Annotated in this window: 13 protein-coding genes and 1 tRNA gene; 6 read left to right on the top strand and 8 right to left on the bottom strand. The window is 63.8% G+C overall.

Annotated features, from left to right (window positions below):
* The first annotated feature begins 87 nt into the window (after positions 1-87).
* Positions 88-1,122 (top strand): OmpA/MotB family protein, encoded by a 1,035-nt coding sequence (locus tag ACYVHT_RS16135; protein WP_460554016.1) that lies wholly within the window; start codon positions 88-90, stop codon positions 1,120-1,122.
* A 102-nt stretch (positions 1,123-1,224) separates the two neighbouring features.
* Positions 1,225-2,661 carry a hypothetical protein gene (locus tag ACYVHT_RS16130; RefSeq protein ID WP_460554013.1) on the top strand — a complete coding sequence of 479 codons (1,437 nt, stop codon included), beginning with the start codon at positions 1,225-1,227 and terminating at the stop codon, positions 2,659-2,661.
* A 20-nt stretch (positions 2,662-2,681) separates the two neighbouring features.
* On the opposite strand, the gene ACYVHT_RS16125 is transcribed toward ACYVHT_RS16130, so the two are convergent.
* The 7 genes from ACYVHT_RS16125 to ACYVHT_RS16095 form a co-directional block, all read right to left on the bottom strand.
* Positions 2,682-3,671 (bottom strand): MBL fold metallo-hydrolase, encoded by a 990-nt coding sequence (locus ACYVHT_RS16125; protein WP_460554010.1) that lies wholly within the window; start codon positions 3,669-3,671, stop codon positions 2,682-2,684.
* A 141-nt stretch (positions 3,672-3,812) separates the two neighbouring features.
* Positions 3,813-4,445, bottom strand: coding sequence for a hypothetical protein (locus ACYVHT_RS16120; protein ID WP_460554007.1), 633 nt, complete (start codon positions 4,443-4,445; stop codon positions 3,813-3,815).
* Positions 4,445-5,269 (bottom strand): metallophosphoesterase family protein, encoded by an 825-nt coding sequence (locus ACYVHT_RS16115; protein ID WP_460554004.1) that lies wholly within the window; start codon positions 5,267-5,269, stop codon positions 4,445-4,447. Before ACYVHT_RS16115 ends, ACYVHT_RS16120 begins: the two co-directional genes overlap by 1 nt.
* A 238-nt stretch (positions 5,270-5,507) precedes the next feature.
* Positions 5,508-6,245, bottom strand: a complete 738-nt coding sequence (locus ACYVHT_RS16110; protein ID WP_460554001.1) for an SGNH/GDSL hydrolase family protein — start codon at positions 6,243-6,245, stop codon at positions 5,508-5,510.
* An 83-nt stretch (positions 6,246-6,328) separates the two neighbouring features.
* A complete protein-coding gene (locus ACYVHT_RS16105; protein WP_460553998.1) occupies positions 6,329-7,171 on the bottom strand; it encodes a maleylpyruvate isomerase N-terminal domain-containing protein in 843 nt (280 codons plus the stop codon).
* 1 nt (position 7,172) lies between these two features.
* Positions 7,173-8,117, bottom strand: a complete 945-nt coding sequence (locus tag ACYVHT_RS16100; RefSeq protein WP_460553995.1) for an SIMPL domain-containing protein — start codon at positions 8,115-8,117, stop codon at positions 7,173-7,175.
* Positions 8,118-8,189: 72 nt separating this feature from the next.
* Positions 8,190-9,329 carry a trans-sulfuration enzyme family protein gene (locus ACYVHT_RS16095; protein WP_460553992.1) on the bottom strand — a complete coding sequence of 380 codons (1,140 nt, stop codon included), beginning with the start codon at positions 9,327-9,329 and terminating at the stop codon, positions 8,190-8,192.
* A gap of 179 nt (positions 9,330-9,508) precedes the next feature.
* On the opposite strand from ACYVHT_RS16095, the gene ACYVHT_RS16090 reads away from it, so the two are divergent.
* The 3 genes from ACYVHT_RS16090 (at position 9,509) to ACYVHT_RS16080 (ending at position 12,343) form a co-directional block, all read left to right on the top strand.
* Positions 9,509-11,380: a serine hydrolase domain-containing protein gene (locus ACYVHT_RS16090; RefSeq protein ID WP_460553989.1), complete on the top strand. Its 1,872-nt coding sequence runs from the start codon at positions 9,509-9,511 to the stop codon at positions 11,378-11,380.
* 41 nt (positions 11,381-11,421) lie between these two features.
* Entirely contained in the window at positions 11,422-12,156 is a 735-nt protein-coding gene (locus tag ACYVHT_RS16085; RefSeq protein WP_460553986.1) for a TVP38/TMEM64 family protein, read from the top strand.
* Positions 12,157-12,266: 110 nt separating this feature from the next.
* Positions 12,267-12,343 (top strand) — tRNA-Arg (locus ACYVHT_RS16080).
* 265 nt (positions 12,344-12,608) lie between these two features.
* Here ACYVHT_RS16080 and ACYVHT_RS16075 read toward each other — a convergent pair.
* Positions 12,609-13,610: a type I glyceraldehyde-3-phosphate dehydrogenase gene (locus ACYVHT_RS16075; protein ID WP_460553983.1), complete on the bottom strand. Its 1,002-nt coding sequence runs from the start codon at positions 13,608-13,610 to the stop codon at positions 12,609-12,611.
* 197 nt (positions 13,611-13,807) lie between these two features.
* Between ACYVHT_RS16075 and ACYVHT_RS16070 the strand changes: the two genes are divergently transcribed.
* Entirely contained in the window at positions 13,808-16,066 is a 2,259-nt protein-coding gene (locus tag ACYVHT_RS16070) for a tetratricopeptide repeat-containing sensor histidine kinase (RefSeq protein WP_460553980.1), read from the top strand.
* Positions 16,067-16,069 lie beyond the last annotated feature (3 nt).

The following is a 16,069-nucleotide window of genomic DNA, read 5'->3' as shown; positions in this document are numbered from 1 at the left end:
CAGATGCGAGCCAGGCGCTACCTTGCTGCGCCAACGCGGCCGGGCAGTCCGGCCGCCGAAGGCCCGGCCCTGCGCCTTGCTGCTTCTGTGAAAACCTCTGTTAAAGCTTTCTCCCCTGCCCTGCTGGCCCTCTCGCTGCTGGCCGCCCCTGCCCTCAACAGCTGCGTAACGGCCAAGAAATACGACGACCTCAGCGCCCGCCAGAAGGCCGATGCCGAGGGCAAGGCCGCCGCCGAGCGCCAGTACCGCGGCGCCACCGCCGAGCTGCAAAAAGCCTCCGACGAGCTGGCCCAGCTGCGCCTCACCCAAAAGCGCCTCGTGACCGACTCGGCCGAAACCGGCGCGGCCTACCGCAAAACCCGCAGCCTCTACAACGAGCTGAACAGCAGCTACGACAAGCTGCTCAAAAACAGCGACCGGGAGCTGGCCAACAAGTCGTCGGACTACAACAAGGTGGCCAAAGACCTGGCCCGCCGCGAAGCCGAGCTGGGCGAGCTGGAAACCAACCTCCAAAAGAGCAAGGCCGACAACGACCGCCTCGCCGCCGACCTCAAAACCCGCGAAGCCCGCCTCACCGAGCTGACCCAGGCCCTGGCCGATAAGGACAAGGCCGTGGCCGACCTGAAAGCCCGCGTGAGCAAAGCCCTGCTCAGCTTCAACAGCAGCGACCTGCAGGTGAAGCTGAAGGACGGCAAAGTCTACGTGTCGCTTTCGGAGCAGCTGCTCTTTAAATCGGGCTCGACCAAAGTGGACCCCAAAGGCCAGGAAGCCCTTAAAAAGCTGGCCACCGTGCTGCAGGAGCAGCAGGACGTGAACGTGGTGGTGGAAGGCCACACCGACAACGTGCCCATTCTGCGCGGCACGGCCGGCATGACCGATAACTGGGACCTGAGCGCCCTGCGCGCCACCGAAATCGCGCGCCTGCTCACCACGGCCGGCGTGGCACCGGAGCGCGTCACGGCTTCGGGCCGCAGCCAGTACGTGCCCGTGGCCGCCAACGACACGCCTCAGAACAAGGCCATGAACCGCCGCACCGAAATCATCCTCACGCCGAAGCTCAACGAGCTGTTTCAGATTCTGGACAGCAATTCGGCCACGCCGGCCCCGGCGGCGGGCAAATAACCGCCGATACCCGTCGGTTTCTGGCTGGTTATGAATATCTTCGCTAAGCGCGGCGGCGCTACCGGCAGCCGCGCTTTGGTTTCACGCCTTTCAAGCTGACGTATGCGCTCATCTTTCCTGTTTCGCATTCTTGCTGCCCTCTTTTGCTGGGGAAGCGCCATCTCCGTTGCCTCGGCCTCCCACGCGTTGGGCTCCGACATCACGTATGAGTACGCGGGCACTGCGACCAGCCCCAGCCAATACCACGTCACGGTGCGGTTGTTTCATGACCTGGGTTCGGTGATTGACGACCCGTCGGTGGTGCTGACCTGTGGCCGCAACGGCTGCGGCACGGCACCAGCGGGCAGCTTTACCGTCTCCCTGCTGCGCACCAACCAGGTAACGGTTTCGGCGAATTGCAACAGTACGCCGGTCGATTACGCGCTTAATACCTACGACGGCCTCGTCCAGCTACCACCCGCCAGCTGGACGCTCAGCGTCGACTTCCAAAACCGGGCCCTGGGGGTTGTAAACGTATTGAACTCCCAGACGCAGAGCATTTTCATCAAAACAGAATTAAATAATACCGGCGGCATTGTCAATTCCTCGCCCCGCTTCCTCGTCGACCGCCTCATGCTGCTGACCGGCTCCCAGGCCCAGCAGCACTACAGCATCGGAGCATTCGACAGCGACGGCGACTCGCTGGTGTACCGGCTGGTACAGCCGCTTGCGAACCCCTCCGCGGCGGCGGCGTGTGGCGCGGCCACTACGGGCGCTATTGCGCCGCACTTTCAGCTTAGCACTGCCACCGGGGAGCTGGTCACCGTGGGCGGCGCTACGCAACAAGGCCGCTACGCCCTGGCCGCGCGCGTGGACGAGTACCGCCGCCTGAATGGCTCCTGGCAGCCAATTGGAAGCATTACACGCGACATGACCTACTTCGTGCTGGCCGGCACCAATCAGGCTCCTGTCTTCACCCGCGTGGCCCTGGCCAGTGCGCCCGGCGGCCAGCTCCTGGGCCAGACCGTTCACGTAATTTCCGGGGAGCTGCTATCGCTCCGGCTCACGGCCGTCGACCCCGATGCCGGCCAGACGCTGACCCTTATCGGCAGCTTGCCCGGCACGGTACCCGGCCTTACGCTTCAGGATTTGGGCGGCGGGCAAGCCCAGCTCAACTGGCAGGTGCCTGCCACGCTAGCTCCCGGCCGCTACCAGCTGGCCGTCACGGCCCTCGACAATTATTGCGCAGCACCGGCTTTTGCCGTTGCAACGGTTCCGGTGCTGGTGACACGGCAGGTCCTGGCCACTCAGCAGCGGCAGCTGCTGGCCCGGCCCCCATATCCGGCGCCTTTTAGCGAGGAAGTCCGGTTCCAGTTTAATGGCGCGGGACTTCAGCCGGTAATTATTACCGATGAACTGGGCCGGACAGTAGCCCGGCTCACCACCGCCCAGGATGGCAGCATGGTGTGGCGGCCCGCCCCCAGCCTGCCCACCGGCTTCTATTTTGCCCGCAATCGAGACGGTAGCCAGGTAGCACGACTATCGTATTGCGGCCATTAGGCAATGGCCTGAAGGTGTTGCTACCGCTCCCACCACTGCGCGTTGAGCGGCCCGGCGGCCACCTCAACGCGCTGCCCCGGGGCGGGTAGCAGCAGCGTCACTTCGGGCGCGGCGGCCTCGAGGAGGCGCTGCACGGGCTGCCGCCAGGCATGAAACGCGAGGTTGAATGTGCCCCAGTGCAGCGGCAGCAGCGGGCCGCCGCCCAGCAGCTGGTGCGCGGCCAGAGCCGCGTCGGGGCCGAGATGAATGTTGGCCCATTCGGGGTCGGAAGCACCGATTTCCAGCATCACCAAATCGAAGGGGCCGTAGGCCGCGCCAATCTGCCGGAAGCCGTCGTCGAAGGGCCCGGAATCGCCGCCGAAGAAGACCTTGTGCTGCGGTCCCAGCAGGCACCACGAGGCCCACAAGGTATTGTTGCGGGTGAGGCCCCGGCCCGAAAAGTGCCGGGCCGGCGTGGCCACCAGCGTGAAATCGGGGGCCAGCGCGGTGCTTTCCCACCAGCTGTGCTCGGTGATGCTGGCGGCGGACACGCCCCAGCGGCGCAGGTGCGCGCCCACGCCCAGCGGACAGAAAAACTGCACGCCGGTCTTGCTTAAGAAGCGGATGGCCGCGGAGTCGAGGTGGTCGTAGTGGTCGTGCGAGAGGATAACGGCATCCAGCCGGGGCAGCTTATCCAGCGGCAGTGGCGGCGCAAAAAACCGCTTTGGTCCCATCAGCTGCGAGGGCGACACCCGCTCACTCCACACGGGGTCGGTGAGAAAGCGGCGACCATCGATTTCGATGAGGGTGGTGCTATGGCCCAGCCAGGTCACGCGCAGGGCATTGGCGGGCACCGGCGCGGCCAGCGCGGCGGCATCGGCCCGGAAAGGGCCGAGCGGTTTTTTGGGCTCTCGCTCGGCTTTCTCAAAGAGGTAGCGTTTCAGCAGCGCCCCGTAGCCGGAAGGCGGGCTAACGGACGTGGGCAGCGTGTTGTGGTAGATTTTACCGTCGAAGCGGGCCTGAACTTGCATGCAATAGCGGTTGAACGGTGCCGTAGGTGGCCTATCCGTGTGCCCGAAGACGCATGAGCGACTCGCATATTTTGCCCGCGGCTGTCATAGCCGGCAGCCGGGGAGCACCGCCCTCCACGCGTTGCCTATCCGGCCCGTCCACTAAAAATCGGCTTTCACGCCCAGCGCCAGGGTCAGGAGCTGGCCGAAGCCCAAGCCGCCGTTGCGGTTGTTGAGGTAGCTGGCCAGGTACAAATCGTTGCTGCCCAGCTCGTAGTACACCGATATTTTGCGCGGCTGGCCGGTGGCCGCAATGGGCGGGGCCAGAAACGTGACCCGGCTGCCTAGCAGCGGCCCGTAGCGCGTATCGGTCGAAAACCAGTAATAGTCGCTCGAATACTGGCCTTTCAACTCGTCGTTGATGGTGCCGTGGGTGTAGCTAAAGTAGGCGCCCACGGTGATGGGCACCACCTGAAACTTCTCCCCCACCGGCAAGTGAAACGGCGAGTACATGAATTTCAGCGAAGCCAGACTAAGTGTGGAGCCGGCGTAATACTTCGGCACGTAGCCGATGAGAATATCTGTTTCGAGGTGGTCTTTTGAGAATTCGTAGCCGGCGCCGGCGGCCACCATGCCCAGGCCGCCGCCGGTTTGTAGGGCCAAATGCCTGGGGCGGTACCAGGGGCGCTCGGGTCGGGAGTTGTCGGCCGGTTTGACGGCGGCAGTATCGGGCGGAGTAGCGGCCTGCGCGCCCAATGAAGCCAGCAGCAGGACGGAAAACAGTAGCTTTTTCATTAGAAGGCAACGCGTTTGATGCGGAACTGCTTGTTGCCCCACACAGTGACTATCATGTAGTGGCGCTCCGAAAACGCGTCGGAGTTGACGTAGGTCACGCCATCGTTGTAAGGCTGGCTGATGCTGTAGGAATGGTTGTGGCCATTCATCTCAAACACCAGGTTGGGGGCCTCGCGCAGGGCCTGCACGTAGGGTGCGCGCAGGGCGGGGTCGAAATCTTCGTTGGTGGGCGGCACGTGGCAGATAACCACCTGCCGCCGCGCCGTGCCCAGGCTGGTGAGCTGCGCGCGCAGCCAGGGCATGTCGGGCGCGGTGCCGTCGAAGTTGTATTCGCGGCCGTTGGTATCCACCATGATGAACCTGGTGTCGCCGTACACGAACGAGTAATTGAGCGCCCCGAAGATGTGCTGGTAGGTAGGCCGGCCATTGCCCACCAGGTCGTGGTTGCCGATGACCGTGACGTAGGGCACCGTGAGGCGGCGCAGCTTCTCGTCCACCCACTTCATTTCGCGGGCCAGGCCGAAGTCGGCAATGTCGCCGGCCAGCACGAAAAAGGAAATGCCCGACAGCTTGTTCACGCTGGCTACCAGGTCCTCGGCCTCGTCGTAGAACTGCTGCGAGTCGCCGGTGAAGATGAAGCGGAGCGTGTCGCCGGCGGGCAGGGGCTTCGCGGCCAGCCTGGCCAGGTTTTTCTCGGTCAGGTTGGTAAACTCTTCGGGGACGCGGTGGTCGTTGGGGCTGAACTCAATCATCTCGCACCCCGCCAGGCCCACCAGCGCGGCCACCGGTACCAGCCACTTCCAGGGCCGGAAAGTAGTATTCATCATCATACCTAACGCGCCGGTTCCGAACCGGCTCAAAAAAAACAGAATCAAGACAGAATCGTCCTTTAACCGTTTTTCTGAATGCAGGGTTAAGGATTAATATGCTTTTAATGCGGCATCGGGCCACATTTTGCGCCAAAGCCGGCCCTCATACTTCCGCCAACTCATTCCGGAGCTGCTGTTGAGCGGCGTAAAAAAGCCGCCCATCCGAGCAACCACCGGCCCGTTTTGCCGGCGCTCAATTCAGCAGCCCGCGCACCACCGGCAGGGCCAGCTGGGCCCACTGTTGCATCTGCAGGCCGGAGTAGTGCAGGCCGTCGCGCACGTACTGGCCGGCGTCGATGCCGGCGGCGCGGGTCTGGGGCGTGATGTTGACGTAGGCCACGCCGGCCTGCCGGCATTCGTCCTGCGCCACGGCATTGAACGCGTCAATCTCCAGGCCAATCTGGTACGCGTCCAGCTGCCGCTGCCGGGCGTAGGGCGACTGGCCCCAGTCGGGGATGGAGAGCACGAAAACGCGGCCGGGCCGCCCGCCGGCCAGGGCCACCGCCGTGCGCAGCAGCTCCCGAAACTCGGTGCGGTACGAGGCCACCGACTGGCCCCGGTATTGGTTGTTCACCCCAATCAGCAGCGAAACCAGGCCGTAAGTCGGAGGCTTATTGGCCGTTGCGATGGCCGCCTGCAGCTCCGAGGTAGTCCAGCCGGTGCGGGCAATGATGTCAGGCGCTTTCACATTCAGGTCCTGCTGCCGGGCCAGCCCCGCCAGCTGCACCGGCCAGCGGTCGGCCTCGTCGGCCCCCTCCCCGATGGTGTAGGAGTCGCCCAGCGCCAGGTAGGCAATTTCGGGGCCCGTCGGCATCGGGCCGGCGGGGCCGGCGGGCGCAACCGCCCCGCCGGCAGGCGCGGGCAGCTGACTGGTGCAGCCATCAGCCAGCAGCATCAGCAAAAACGAAAACAGCAGCGAGAGCAAGCGCATGGCACCAATATTCAGCGGAGAACTGCCATAGGTACGCCAGGCGCCCCGGCACGGATTTTCAGGGCCAAAGCCGCGCGCTACTCCTAGCCCATCACGGCCACCAGCCCAAACAGGGGCGCGGCCAGCTGCTCATCGCCGGTCAGCTGCGCCTGCTGCCGGGCCTGCTCCGCGCTCAGGCCTTTGGTGAAGAGCTTCCAGGCAGTGTCCGGCGCCAGGGCAATGGCGGCGGCCGGAGCCTCCCGTAAGTCCTCGGCCAGCCGCCAGCCTTCGGCGGTGCGCTCCAGCTGCCAGGCACCGCCCACGGCCGGCCCCACGCCAACCTGCACGCGGGTGCCTTCGGGGGCCGTGACGGTCCGGTAGGCGTGGGGCAGGCCGCGCACGAAGGTTTCGATGAGCGGCCGGAACAGCTCCGGGGTCATCAGCGCACCGGGCTGGCCCACGGCCTCGCGGATTTGCTGCTGGTGGTGCCACTTCTCGGTATAGTCGCGGGCAATGTGAAACCAGTTCGCCGACTCGCGCTCGCCGGCCCAGGCCACCGCAAAAGCGGCCGGCGCCCACGGGTCAAGGGTGTGCAGATACGCTGTGTACTCGGCCCCGGACTGCGCCAGCTGCTCGATGAGCACCGCCGGGCTAAGGCGGCGGGCGGCCCGCACCCAGTCGGCATTCAGCCGGTTGAGGTAGGCCACAATGCCGGCGTAGCTGAAGTCGTCGGGGGCTTCGCCCGCGTAGCCGTCGCGCAGCATCGAGAGCGTGCGCAGGTTGCCATCGAGCAGATGGGCGGCAATGTCTTTCACCGTCCATGGCCGGGCCAGCGTGGGGCGCTGCCAGTCCTCGGGCGTGAGGGAGCGCAGCAGCTCCAGCAGCAGGCGGTCCAGCTCGGCAAAAAGCGGCAGGGTGACGATGGGAACAAGTGACTGGCCGGCCATATTATTTGCGCACCGTGGTGTACTTGACCTGAATGGCCAGCGTGTAGGTCACGGCGGGCTCCGTCACGACGGGGTTGATAACCCGGTCGAAACCATCGGCGCTGGGCGGGCTGTAGTAGTAGGTAGTGAGGGCCCGCAGGCCTTTGTAGTTGTAGCCCTGACGGTAATCGTACACAAACGGCGTGGCAATTACCGCCTCGTAGTTCTGGTACTGCCCGCCCGGCACGTAGGACGCAAACTGCTCGGCGTAAGGCTGCGCCGAGGGGCGCAGGCGGGCCGCCGTCAGCTGCAGGTACCTGTCTTTTTTGCGGTTGATGACTTCCGCCGCGGCTTTAAACAGGTTGTCGTACACCTCTTCGGGCTTGTTCACGATGTAATCCACCTTCACAAGGTCGAAAACGCTGTCGGCTGCCGCTGCCACCAGCATGTCGTTGAGCAGGTTGATGCGTCGGAACGACACCACTACGTTGCGCGTCGACTCGAAGCCGCGCACGTATTCCTCGGCGTGGAAATTGACATACGCATTGTTTTCCCGGTCCTTAACGGGCCGTAAGTCCTTGATGCGCTGCTGCGTAATGATGTCCGTGTAAACGTCTTTGCCGTCGATGCCCAGCTGCCGCAAGCGCCCGGTGAAATGCTGCACGCGGGCGGCCAGCCGCTTTTCGGCCGCACCCACCGTCGCGGCCTCCTGCCGCAGCCCAAATACGGCTACGTAGCTATCGGCCCGCACGTGCTGCATCACATTGGCTCCCAGCACAAACGTGCTGTCCGTCAGAAACAGCCGCTCGGGCACCACGGTAGCCCGGCGGCTGTCGGCTGGCTCTTCCTGCTGGTAGCGGTAGCGGCGCGCATTGCCCGTCACCTGATTGCCGGATACCTGAGCGTGCGCGAGCCCGGGCAGCACCAGCAGCCCGAGTCCTAATCTGGTAGCAGATAGCCAGTTCATAGTGTCCTGCAAGGTCTTAGCTGAAGAAGCAAAAGTAGCCGGCGGCGTGCGTACGCGCCGCCGGCACCTCTGCTACCCAATGGCCTGGGCCAAATCCGCAATCAGGTCTTCAGCGTCCTCAATGCCCACGCTCAGGCGGATGAGCGAGTCGCTGAGGCCCGACTTGCGGCGCTGCTCGGCCGGAATGCTGGCGTGCGTCATGGTGGCGGGGTGGCCGCTGAGGCTTTCCACGCCGCCCAGGCTTTCGGCCAGGGTGAAATACTGGAATTTCTCCAGCACCGCAATGGCGTCTTCCTGCCGGTCGCCCTTCAGCACAAAGGAAATCATGCCGCCGAAGTCGCGCATCTGCCTGGCGGCCACGGCATGGTTGGGGTGGTTTTCGAAGCCGGGCCAGTACACTTTTTCCACTTTGGGGTGCTGGCGCAGGTACTCGGCCACGGCGCGGCCGTTTTCGCAGTGCCGCTGCATGCGGATGTGCAGCGTTTTGAGGCCGCGCAGCACCAGGAAGCAGTCCTGCGGCCCGGGCGTGCCGCCGCAGGAATTCTGGTAGAAGCTCAGGCGCTCGTGCAGCTCGTCGTCGTTCACCACCAGCGCGCCCATCACCGTGTCGGAGTGGCCGGCCATGTACTTCGTGAGCGAGTACATCACGATGTCGGCCCCGAGGTCCATCGGCGTTTGCAGGTAGGGCGTGCTGAAGGTATTGTCCACGGCCAGCAGCGCGCCGGCCTCCTTGGCCACGGCGGCGGCGGCGGCAATGTCGATGATGTTGAGCAGCGGATTGGTGGGCGTTTCCACCCAAATCAGCTTGGTTTTGTCGCTCACCACGGCGCGCACGGCAGCCATGTCGTGCATGGGCACAAAATGGAATTTGATGCCGAAGGGCTCGTACACTTTCGTGAACAGGCGGTAGCTGCCGCCGTAGAGGTCGTTGGTCGAAATCACCTCGTCGCCGGGCTTGAGCAGCTTCATCACGCAGTCGATGGCGGCCATGCCCGAGGCGAAGGCGATGCCGTGCCGGCCGTTGTCGAGGGCGGCCACGGCGCTCTGCAGCTGCGAGCGGGTGGGGTTGTGCGTGCGCGAGTACTCGAAGCCCATGTTCTTGCCGGGCGAGGACTGCACGTAGGTCGAAGTCTGATAGATGGGCGTCATGATGGCCCCGGTGGCGGGGTCCGGGTGCACGCCGGCGTGAATGGCTTTGGTGGCGAATTTCATGGGTGGGCGGTGGGATTATGAAGTCGATGAGAACAAACGTGGGGGCAAAGGTCGGGGAATGCGCCCGAAACGAAAGCGGTGGCCGCCGGGCGCTTCGTAATATTGGTCTGGCGGCGGCCCGGCTTCTTTCGGCAGCCCGCAGCCGCCGGGCTGCCTCTTACCACTTCACTTTTTTCTGCATGCTGAAAAACATACTACTGACGGCGCTGGCGCTCTTTTCGCTCGGGGCGCCGGCCCGGGCGCAGCAGGTTGTTCCCGCCAGCCGCTCGCTGGCCCAGCTTCAGGATTCGCTCCGGCACGTAATGGCCCGCGCGCACATTCCAGGGCTGATGCTCACGCTGGTCAGTCACGATTCGGTGCTGTTTGAAGGCGGCCTGGGGCTGGCCGACGTGGCTGCCCAACGGCCCGTAACGGCGCACACGCGCTTCCGCATCGGCTCGGTCACGAAGACGTTTGTGGTGGCCGGCCTGCTCCAGCTCATCGAGCAGGGCAAGCTGAGCCTCAACGATGAGGTGCACAAAATTGCCCCCGAAGTCCCCATCGACAACCCCTGGGAGGCTACCGACCCCGTGCGCGTGGTGCACCTGCTGGAGCACACCGCCGGCTTCGACGACATGCGCCTCAACCACGTGTACAACTCCACGCCCACCGACCCACGGGGCGCGGCCAGCCTGGCCGTGTTTCGGGGCGAGCTGCACTGCCGCTGGCGGCCCGGCGAGCGCATGAGCTATTCCAACCCCGGCTACCTGGTGGCGGGCTACCTGCTCGAAAAATTTGGCGGCCAGCCCTACGAGCAGTACCTCACCCAGCACCTGCTGCGCCCCTTGGGCATGGCCGATGCCAGCCCGGCGCTGCGCATCAGCCCCGGTGCCGGCATGGCTGCAGGCTACGCCTACACCGATGGGAAATACCAGGCCGTGCCGCTGCTGCCCATCTACGCCGGCCCCGCCGGCTCGATGAGCGCCTCGGCAGCCGATATGACGCGGTGGGTACAGTTTTTTTTGCACGACGGCCGGGCCCCCGACGGCACCGTGCTCCTGCGGCCCGCCAGCCTGCGGGAGATGGAAACGGCTCATTCTCCGCTCTCGGACCGCGCCGGCCTGCACAACGGCTACGGCCTGGCCAGCTATCCGCTCAGCCTGAAGGGCAAGGCCCTGTTCCGGGGCCACGGCGGCGGCATCGACGGCTTCATCACCGCCTTCGGCTACTGCCGGGAGCTGGGCGTGGGCTATGCTTTTTCGAACAACGGCGGCGTGCGCGCCCCCAGGCTGGAACGGCTGGTGCAGGCATTTTTGCTGCGGCAGCTGCCCGCCCCTGCCCCGCTGCCGCGCATTCCGCTCGATGCCGCCGCCGTGGCCCCTTATCTCGGCCACTACCGCAGCGCCGCACCGCGCAACCAGATGGCCGGCTTCGTCGATTACCTGAGTGGCGGCATGCACCTGCGCCGCCAGGGCAACTTTCTGCTTAGCGCGCCCCTCATCGGCACGCCCGATACCCTGCTTCCTACCGGCCCGCTCACCTTCCGCCACCCCGCCGAGCGCACGGCCACGGTGGTGCTCGCCCAGGACAAAGAAGGCCGGCGGGTGCTCATAACGGGCTCTGAATATGCCCTGGCGGCGGGTTTCTGGTGGTGGCTGCCTCCGGCGCTGCTGGCCCTATGCGGGCTGCTGGTGCTCAGCAGCAGCCTGGCCGCTCTGGTGGGAATGGTGCAGGTGCTGCGCCGCAAAATTCCGCGCACGCAGGTGCTGCCCCGGCTGCTGCCGGTGCTGGCGGTGGGCGCACTGGTGGCCACGCTGGCCGCCCTGCTCAGCCTCAGCGGCCACCTCTGGACGGCCGGCCGGGTCAACCTCGAATCCGTGGTGCTTTCGCTGGGGCCGCTGGTGTTTGTGGCCTGCACGGTGGCCGGGCTACTGCTTACGGTGCGGTACCTGGGGCACTTCCGCCACCGGGCCGTGGCCTGGTACCTGCTTCTTACGTATGGGGCGCTGGGTTGGCTGGCCACCGTGCTGGCTGCGTATGGATGGATGACCATCCGGGCCTGGACGGTGTAGCGCGCCCCACCGGCACCTGGCTCCTCACCCTATCTTGCTCTATGAAATTTCTGCGCGAGCTTTTCCGGAAAAACTTCTCCACGCTGCTTTCCCTGCTGCTGCTGGTGGCCGTGCCGTTGCTCGGCAGCGCGTCGCTCACGGGCGTGCTTTACAGAAATCAGGCGTTTCTGGATAACCTGACCACCGGCCAAAGCCTGCTGTATTTCGTGGTGGTGGGCGTGGCCATGGCTTTCTCCCTGGTCAACACCACCGCCGTGGTCCTCATCACGGGCTTCTACCTGGGCTGGAGCGGGTTTCCGGGCATGGTGGTGGCCTACGCGCTGGCCGCCCTGGTGGGCTACCAGATAGCCACCCTGCTCGACCACGGCAAGATGCTGGCCTTCCTCAGCCACTTCCCCAAGGCCGATGCCGTGATGAAAGAGCTGAAAACCGACAGCTGGCAGCTCATCTTCCTCACCCGCGTGTCGCCCGTCACGCCCTTTGCCCTCATGACTTTTGTGCTGGCCATCATGCGGGTGCGGCGGGGGCCGTTTCTGTTGGCTTCCATTGCCGGGATGCTGCCGCGCAGCCTGTTCTTCTACTGGCTCGGCACCAAGGCCAAAGACGTTTTTACGCTACTCAAAGACCCCGGCACCGGCACCACCGGCAAGCTGCTGCTGCTGGCGTTGGTGGCCGCGTCGTTTTTCGGCATCTACTACCTCTTCAACCAGGCCCTGAAACGCGCCCTGAGCAAAAGCGCTGCCGAAACACTCAAAAAATCTCCGGCTGATTATTAGCCACTTGCTTCGGCAGCGGCATTTTTCTTCACAAAAAAAGTGCCCCCTGCTTGTAAAGCCGCTTTTTCTCCTCTTACCTTTGTGCTCCCAACACGGGAAAAGGGGAAAAGGGTTGTGTAGCTCAATTGGATAGAGCATCTGACTACGAATCAGAAGGTTTAAGGTTCGACTCCTTACACGACCACCAGAAACCGCCCTCACGCTACTGTGAGGGCGGTTTTTTGCTTTTCGGGGAATGCGGGGGGGACTCAAATGTTTCTTAACGTGGGCTCAGTGCTCATCCCTATGGACTCAAACGATGCCTTTGCGGTTGCCAGCAAGGGTATTTGAGGTGGTCTGGGCAGGGCAGTCAGGCCCAGGTGCCCGTGCATGAAGCGTTTGGCTATTACAGCCAGCGCTACGCCCCCGCCGGGCGCGCCGCGCCCAACCGCCTGCTTGGCCAGCCGGCCCCGTCAGATGCGCGCGGCCAGGTCGGCGGCCACTTCGGCCAGCCGGTTCGAAAAGCCCCACTCGTTGTCGTACCAGGCGGCCACGGACAGCAGGCTGCCCTCTTTTGCCGTGAGCGGCAGGTCGATGATGGAGGAATGCGGGTCGGCCACGATGCGCGAGCTGGCCCACTCGTCTTCCAGCACGTCGAGCACGCCGTGCAGCGGGCCTGCCTGAGCGGCCTGCCGGAAGGCGTCGTTTACCTGCTGCACGGTGCAGTCTTTTTCGGTCACCAGGTTCAGCTCGGCGATGCTGCCGGTGCGGGTGGGCACGCGGTAGGCTTTGCCCGTGATTTTCAGGTCGGGCCAGATGAATTGCAGGGCCCGCGCCGCCCCCGACGACGAGGGAATAATGTTCTCGGCCGCCGCCCAGGAATCGCGCCGGTCCTTCATCGGCTGGTCGGTCAGCGACTGGGTGTTGGTGTAGGAATGCACCGTGGAAAACAGGCCGTACCGGATGCCGAATTTTTCCCGAATGACCTTCACCACCGCGGCCAGGGCGTTGGTGGTGCAGCTGCCCATGCTGATGATGCGGTGCTGCGCCGGGTCGAAGGTTTCGAGGTTGATGCCTTTGAGCAGCACGGCGTCGCAGTCAGCGAGAGTTTTGCTGGGCGCGCTCACCAGCACGTATTTCGCGCCACGGTCAAGGTGGGCCTGGGCGCCGGCGCGGGTGGTGGCGCGGCCGGTGCAGTCCACCACCAGGTCCACGCCCAGGGCGGCCCAGTCGGGGATTTCCGTGGCCGAGTTGAAGTAGGGAATCTCCTGCTCGCCGATGGTCAGCTTCCCCGCGCTTCCCGCCACGGGCTCGGGCCAGCGGCCGTAGTTGGTATCCACGGCAAAGAGGGCGGCCAGGGTGGCCTCGTCGCGGATATCGGAAATGGACACAGGCACAAACAGCTCGTGCTGTAGGCCAATCCGCAGAAACTGCCGTCCGATGCGGCCAAATCCATGCAGGGCAATGGTTTTCATAGCAAATGGTTAAGGGTTGAGAAGGCGATTTAATGCGGCAGCAGCACATACATTAAGCCCACGCCTGGAGGACTCACAAACGTACCTGCCCTCCTGCTCCGGTGAGCAGTAGAAATACCGGATTACTCGGTACTTTATGCTTAATTTAACTAACTGCTTCGTAGTCAACTGAGCACTTGGCGTTTCTTTGCTCTCCTATGCTTAAACGCTGCCTCCTGGGGCTTCTGCTTTTGTTCTGGCTGCTGGTAGCCAGCCGGGCCAGCCGGGCCGAACCGCTGTATCCCCTGCTTCGACTGACAAAGTTCGACAGCTTGCGCACCCAGCTGCGTCAGTCCAGCCCTGATACGAACCGTGTGCGGCTCCTGCTCCAGCTGAGTACCGACATCATGGAACGCAGCGAGCAGCAAATGGCCGATTTTCATTCTGCTCTCCCTTATTGCAACGAGGCACTCGCCCTGAGCAAAACCCTGCACTTTGCAGCCGGCCACATCGGCAGCTTATTTGCGCTGGGCCACTACCACATCCTGCTCCAGGACACCACCGGCCGCCGCCTCCTGCGGCAGGGATTGCGGCTGAGCCAGCAGCAGCAACGGTGGCACCTGGCAGCAGTGGGCTGGTACCAGTTGGGTAATAGCTACCCGTTCTCGGGCCCGTACCTGCCCACTGTGCTGGCTTGCTACCAGCGGGCCAAAGACTTATTCCGACAGGCAGGGGAGCGACGGGAGGCTGCCTACATGCTGAAATCAATGGCTGACCTCCACCTGCAGCAGGGCAAAGCTGTGCAGGTCGAAGGCGAGCTGCTGCAGGTAGTAGCACAGTACCAAGCCATTGGCTACCCCCGCTTGCATTACACCTACGACTTGCTGCAGGTTGTCAACCGCCAGATGGGCAATTATAAGGAGGCATTGCGTTACGGGCGGGCAGCCATTGAGCGGGCACAGGCCACGCACGATACCAGTGCGGTTGAGATATTCTACTCGCGCGTGGCCTCGCTCTATGTGGAAGTAGGCGAACCCGGCAAAGGGCTAGGATATGCCCAAAAAGCCCTGCGCAACTACCAGATTCTGAAAAACCCAGAAGGCATCATTCTGATGGCTGGCGAAACGGCCAAGATTCTGGTAAAGTTGGGTCGGCCGCAACAGGCGCTGGAGTTGTACGTGGGTGCAGCGCACCCGGTGAGCCTGGCAAACCACATGGCCCATGCCCAATACCTGGCCGACTTATACGTGGCGACCAAGCACTACCCACAAGCGGAACAGCAGTATTTGAAAGCCTTGTCGATTTCCAATAAGCTGCACACACACGAGGTATACAAAGGCACCATCAACCTAGCTCTTGGCAAGTTCTACCTGCTCACCCGGCGCTACAATGAGGCCCGTCAATACATACAGCCAGCAAAGGAGCTTTGGCAGCGCATGGGGGCGGTACTAAGCTTGGCCCAAACACACCTGCTCTTGTTCAGAATCGACTCGGCACAGGCGCAGTTCCCAAGCGCCATCGCGCACTACCAGCGCTACAAGCTGCTCACCGATTCGGTGTTTAACGAGCGGAAAACCAAGCAGCTGGCCAGCCTGGAAATTCAATACGACACGAAGAAGAAGGAGCAAAACATTGCCCTGCTCACCAAGCAAGCCCAAGTGCAGCAGGCCAGCCTGCGGGAACGGGAGTTTCAGCGGAATGCGCTGGTAATCGGGGCGCTGCTCCTGGCGGGCCTGCTGGGCCTGGGCTACAACCGCTACCGCCTCAAGCAGCGCAGCAACCAGCTGCTGGAAGCCCAGCAGGCCGAAATCAACCGGCAAAACGCCTCGCTCCAGCACCTGCTGACGGAAAAGGACTGGATGCTGAAGGAAATCCATCACCGCGTCAAAAACAACCTCGAAGTCATCAGCAGCCTGCTCGAAACCCAGTCCGACTACCTGCACGACCCCGCCACCCTCACGGCCCTGCGCGAGGGCCAGAACCGGGTGCACGCCATGGCCCTCATCCACCAGAAGCTCTACCAGTCGCACAGCCTGTCGGTGGTGGACATGGCGGCCTACATCCGCGAAATCGCCGAACACCTGGTCGAATCCTTCGATTGCCAGGATGCCGTGCAGCTGCACCTGAACGTGGCGCCGGTGGAGCTGGACGTGACGCTGGCCACGCCCCTGGGCCTGATTATCAACGAAGCCCTGACCAACGCGCTGAAGTACGCTTTTCCGCGTTCCCGGCCCGGCAACATCAGCATCGCGCTGCTGGCGTTTGACGCCCGGCACTTTCAATTAGTCATCGAAGACGACGGGGCCGGCTTTCCGCCCGGTTTCGACCTGGCAGAGGGCCGCACCATGGGCCTTTCCATCATGCGCGGCCTGAGCGGGCAGCTTGACGGCAAGCTCCGCATCATCCAGACGCCGGGCGTGCGCGTCAGCCTGGACTTTGAGACGGCCACCAGCGCCGTGCCTGCCCGACTAGAGTAAGGC

It is taken from the genome of Hymenobacter daeguensis (genome assembly GCF_054780555.1).
Note: the sequence above shows the minus strand (reverse complement) of the source record. Positions and strands in the feature narration are given on the sequence as shown.

What these genes read in the sequence shown, in the direction of transcription:
- ACYVHT_RS16130 (WP_460554013.1), top strand. Translation starts at nt 1,225, where the DNA reads ATGCGCTCATCTTTCCTGTTTCGCATTCTTGCTGCCCTCTTTTGCTGG.
- ACYVHT_RS16125 (WP_460554010.1), bottom strand. Translation starts at nt 3,671, where the DNA reads ATGCAAGTTCAGGCCCGCTTCGACGGTAAAATCTACCACAACACGCTG.
- ACYVHT_RS16120 (WP_460554007.1), bottom strand. Translation starts at nt 4,445, where the DNA reads ATGAAAAAGCTACTGTTTTCCGTCCTGCTGCTGGCTTCATTGGGCGCG.
- ACYVHT_RS16115 (WP_460554004.1), bottom strand. Translation starts at nt 5,269, where the DNA reads ATGAATACTACTTTCCGGCCCTGGAAGTGGCTGGTACCGGTGGCCGCG.
- ACYVHT_RS16110 (WP_460554001.1), bottom strand. Translation starts at nt 6,245, where the DNA reads ATGCGCTTGCTCTCGCTGCTGTTTTCGTTTTTGCTGATGCTGCTGGCT.
- ACYVHT_RS16105 (WP_460553998.1), bottom strand. Translation starts at nt 7,171, where the DNA reads ATGGCCGGCCAGTCACTTGTTCCCATCGTCACCCTGCCGCTTTTTGCC.
- ACYVHT_RS16100 (WP_460553995.1), bottom strand. Translation starts at nt 8,117, where the DNA reads ATGAACTGGCTATCTGCTACCAGATTAGGACTCGGGCTGCTGGTGCTG.
- ACYVHT_RS16095 (WP_460553992.1), bottom strand. Translation starts at nt 9,329, where the DNA reads ATGAAATTCGCCACCAAAGCCATTCACGCCGGCGTGCACCCGGACCCC.
- ACYVHT_RS16090 (WP_460553989.1), top strand. Translation starts at nt 9,509, where the DNA reads ATGCTGAAAAACATACTACTGACGGCGCTGGCGCTCTTTTCGCTCGGG.
- ACYVHT_RS16085 (WP_460553986.1), top strand. Translation starts at nt 11,422, where the DNA reads ATGAAATTTCTGCGCGAGCTTTTCCGGAAAAACTTCTCCACGCTGCTT.
- ACYVHT_RS16075 (WP_460553983.1), bottom strand. Translation starts at nt 13,610, where the DNA reads ATGAAAACCATTGCCCTGCATGGATTTGGCCGCATCGGACGGCAGTTT.
- ACYVHT_RS16070 (WP_460553980.1), top strand. Translation starts at nt 13,808, where the DNA reads ATGCTTAAACGCTGCCTCCTGGGGCTTCTGCTTTTGTTCTGGCTGCTG.